The 3,131-nt window shown below is 44.8% G+C and carries 4 protein-coding genes and 1 pseudogene; all 5 read right to left on the minus strand.

All coding sequences use genetic code 11. The features are described from left to right. A pseudogene (locus B4F99_RS14020) lies at window positions 1-260 on the minus strand (hypothetical protein); the annotation flags it as partial. A gap of 128 nt (window positions 261-388) precedes the next feature. Beyond that, the gene (gene gpsB, locus B4F99_RS14025; RefSeq protein WP_035407267.1) at window positions 389-703 is read right to left on the minus strand and encodes a cell division regulator GpsB; all 315 of its coding nucleotides are present in this window, start codon (window positions 701-703) and stop codon (window positions 389-391) included. A gap of 5 nt (window positions 704-708) precedes the next feature. Continuing rightward, a complete protein-coding gene (locus B4F99_RS14030; protein WP_035407264.1) occupies window positions 709-1,269 on the minus strand; it encodes an SLOG family protein in 561 nt (186 codons plus the stop codon). Then, complete coding sequence (locus tag B4F99_RS14035; protein WP_290759089.1) at window positions 1,266-2,471, minus strand: ribonuclease H-like domain-containing protein; 1,206 nt, start codon at window positions 2,469-2,471, stop codon at window positions 1,266-1,268. The genes B4F99_RS14030 and B4F99_RS14035 overlap by 4 nt, the downstream gene beginning before the upstream one ends. Then, window positions 2,468-3,131 (minus strand): Zn-binding domain-containing protein (locus B4F99_RS14040; protein WP_290759092.1); only part of this gene is annotated, 664 nt, incomplete at its 5' end. The genes B4F99_RS14035 and B4F99_RS14040, both read right to left, overlap by 4 nt.

A 3,131-nucleotide genomic window follows, 5' to 3' on the forward strand; every position in this document is an offset into this window, starting at 1 on the left:
CAGGATTCTTCCGTCATCCATTTAACGACTGCATCGTTTTGCAACACAAGAAACAACCCTTTTGGACCAATCAAAGCAAAGGGAATGATAATCGTTTCAGTTAGACGTATACGTTCAAATAACATCCAATCAAAACGACATACATGACGGATTTCATTGCAGAGCGCATCTGTTTCATGCGTCATCGTATTCACTTGCTTACTTGCAAAAAAGCGACGGCGTGGTGGTGCCGGAACAGAAGCAGTCATGACTTGTAACATGATTCATCATCCTTTGTAATATGTATTAGTAGTTATCTTAACACCGTTTTCGTATACATGACGATTCTTTCAAAAAGAAGGAAATCAAAAAAGACATTTCTGACGATTGGCAGAAATGTCTTTTTTCATTAGTCTTGATGAGGGCGACCGAAAACCGCCTTCTCAAGATTCGAAATACGACGTAACATGTCATAATTGGACGAGCTCGACACTTGCGGTTCAACGTGTTCGACACGACGCTCTTCCCGTTTTTCTGGTTGAGCCGGTGCTTGTTTCAACGCCTCATTCTCTTTCTTCAGACGCTCGATTTCACGTTCGAATCCTTCATAGTCTTTAATGATTTGATCCAAGTACCCATCGACATCCTCGATGACATAGCCACGGAGGCCGGTCTTGAATTCCTTTTTGTAAATATCGTCCGCTGTCAACAATGGCTTATACATCCTCTTCACTCCCACTGATCATTGTATTGTAATTCTTGTTCGAGCCAAGATAAATCATCTTGTGTAATCAAAAATAACTGATAATCGGATTGTTCCATTTCCATTCTAGCACGCTCTACTAAAAATTTCGCTGATCCTCCATGCTCTTCATCAAAAACCGACAACAATCCTTGGCTTTTTTGGATCATGAATTCAGTTTTATTGCGCAACTGCGATGGATCCGTATACGGTTTCTGACTGATTGCTTCGACAAAGTCAGCTTGTTCAAGAATCGAAAGATACTGTGCTTGGACTGGTTCTTTCCAGCGCGCTTCCTGTTCTAAAAACGGCAAGAGGATACCAAGATGAATATCTGGATACTCTTCTTTTAATTCAAGAACGACCTCGCATGCCCAGATTTCGCATCCAGGCGAGGCATTCGTAATGAACCACTCTGTTCCACGGTCTTCAATCAAGCGAATCATCCGCTCTCGGTATGCTGCCTTTAAGACCCGGATACCCGGGTGTTTTTGATCAAAGATGCCTAGTTCATTTGGTTTGTATCCTGTGATGGCGACTACTTTCACGAGTTACACTTCCTTTTTAACCGACGTTCTCGATGATCCAGTTCAGCTAATATTCGTTCTTTTTTAGTGATTAACCAATGATGCCGTTCGACGTGTTGTCGTGCTCGTTCCGTATAATCATAAGCAAGCACAGGATTTTTTGCAATGTGCTCTGCCCACTTCGCAAGTTCGAGATACCCCAAGTAACTATCGCTTTTTAAAAAGCAGTCTCTAGCTTGTTCATGGTTCTTCATTTTTTTATGCAAATACCCTTGGCGTAGCCATCCTTCTGATGATAATTCTTTAACCTGCTGAAAATGAGCATGGGATTCTTCATGGATTCCAAGATCCGCTAACCAAATCGCGATGTTCTCTTGAATAGGAGAAGGTGCTTCCGCCCGATGCGTGACAAGACGGTTACACGCATCATACAGTCCAACGAGCGTTAGACAGTCATCTAGATGATGTTGTAAGACGCCCATCATGATTTCCGGTTGCTGATGTTCGACATATTGGAAATAATGCATTGGTGCCAAAAAACCAGGTAGGTCACCTTCCCGCTCGAACCCAATCCGCTCTTCCATCGCTGTCAATCGATACGAGTCATACATTCCTTTAAAAATGCGCCGCGCAACATGGAGTAAATCAAGATGACCGACTTTCGGTAATCGTGGAACACGTTCCCGAACGAAAACGTGTCGTGTCTTGATTTGCGGCCAATCAAAGCTTTTTCCATTATAGGTCACGAATCGGACATCATCCCCGATATCATGCAGGAAGTGATGGTAAAAGGCAGCCTCAAAGTGCGGATGCGGTAAGAAATATTGTCGCATCAACAATCCTCCCTGTTCAAAGCGCGCAAACCCGAGTAAAAAAATCGTCGTTCCGGTTCCCCGCAATCCTGTCGTCTCCGTATCAAAGAAGATGACCTGCTCAAGTGGGACATCCAGCGCAAGTGGTGGATGAGGAAGCTGTAAAGACTCATACACTTTGGCAAAACTCCGGTCTCCATGCCGGTCCGTCAAAGCATAGCGTTTGTCGATCCTGACAATCCACTCTTGTTCGAATGTTAAGATATCCGCCCCACGATCAATCCAGGCTTGTTGCTCTTCAGTCCATCCACTTGTTGGCTTTAGCGTTTCCACTTCGAGGACAGAAGTCTCTATATTCTCCGATGAGACGTCTGATGTAGATTTCAGCATTCGTCTAAGACGATTTTTCATGATAATTCCTTCTCCATTTCTGCTAACAACTGAATCGTTCGTTCTTTCTCGTCTGCTACGCCGACCATGCCGATACAAGCAGGACAACCGTCCTGGCAAGGACATGTGACAATCGAATCACGCGCTGCGCGTAGCATGACACCACGTTGTTTGTAGATTGATTCTGCGAGACCAACGCCTCCAGGATAACGATCATATAGATAGACGGTCGGTTGCTGCGTGTGTGTCGCCTTGACTTGCGGCACGACGAAGACATCACTAGCGTCACACATCAAATAAAGCGGAGCAACACGTCGTAAACTATTCGCGACACCTTCCAACACTTGTTCAAGCTCCGTCGAGGAGCGTGCATGATCGGGTAAGGTGAACCAGACACCTGTCGTATGAATCTCTCGTTCTGGTAAGTGAATCGGACCAGACCCGATGTTCTCATGTGTTCCGAACTTGATTTTCTTGAACATCGTCGCCATCCCCCGAACACTGACATCTCCACGCGCAACACTGTATTCTCCCACTGCATACTGTTCATCTTCTTCGAGAACGGAAAGGTCGACTGAAAAATTAGCATCTGTATAATAATCAACGTCTACTGCACGGACGAATGCTTTTTTCTCCTCAAAATCCAAGTACTCGACTTGGTATTGATCGGCCCCATGCAAT

Origin of the sequence: Exiguobacterium sp. UBA3491 (assembly GCF_002377745.1) — a bacterium.
Taxonomy (GTDB): domain Bacteria; phylum Bacillota; class Bacilli; order Exiguobacteriales; family Exiguobacteriaceae; genus Exiguobacterium_A.

Excerpts from the sequence above, each read along its gene's own strand:
- B4F99_RS14035 (WP_290759089.1), bottom strand. The coding sequence starts at position 2,471 with ATGAAAAATCGTCTTAGACGAATGCTGAAATCTACATCAGACGTCTCA.
- gpsB (WP_035407267.1), bottom strand. The coding sequence starts at position 703 with ATGTATAAGCCATTGTTGACAGCGGACGATATTTACAAAAAGGAATTC.